The sequence below is a fragment of the Rhizobium sp. P1_E6 genome (assembly GCF_056405875.1).
Window position 1 is genome coordinate 1 of record NZ_JBFUBG010000349.1, and the last position, 665, is coordinate 665.

Genomic DNA, 665 nt, shown 5'->3' on the forward strand with positions numbered 1-665 from the left:
GAATAGCTCCCTGGCTTGCAAGATCTTTCACGTACCCGCCGACTGCCTCACCAAAGTCAGCCTGCGACCAAGCAAGCTTCCTCGCCATCTCATAGTGTTGAAGGCGAAGCCAGCCAATGGCTTTTGAACGGTTCAGCAACTTTTCGGCTTTTTCGGGAGATCCTTTGTAAATCTTGTCTCGCGCTACGAGATCCCTGAGGACTTGTAAAAAATATTRCAACCGTTGATCGCGTGAGGACTGGTTGCCCTTGGAGATATATTCGACCGCCAAGCGCGAAACGCGCAATTCACAATCGTCCTGAAACGACTTCGCAGCAGCATAATGCGATAAATAGTGTATCCCATTACCGTCCCCGTTTCGCTCTACCTTGAAGATGGGTTCTCGACACGCAGGGCAGACAACTTGAAACGGCTCGCAATCCCTATGGTTCAGTTGCTCGGCCTGTAGATGCTCAGCGAGAAGATTGCTGTACCCGATTTTCATGATGCCCCCGATTTATTGGCAGACGGCGCCGCATCATTTAGCGAGGAGACTATGGAATATCCGGCCATGCCGTCCACATTGGCGAAGCCTGCGGGCAGGAACTGACAAGCAACTCGACGAACCTCTCTTACAGGTGCGCCGGCCAAGTGGACACGTCATTAATAGCGCCGCTGGAGTGGTT

At 52.4% G+C, this 665-nt stretch carries 1 protein-coding gene; it reads right to left on the bottom strand.

The features are described 5' to 3' along the window. Positions 1–484: RING finger protein (locus AC1D35_RS36680; protein ID WP_477942980.1), on the bottom strand; the 484-nt coding region annotated here is incomplete at its 3' end. Positions 485–665: the final 181 nt, after the last annotated feature.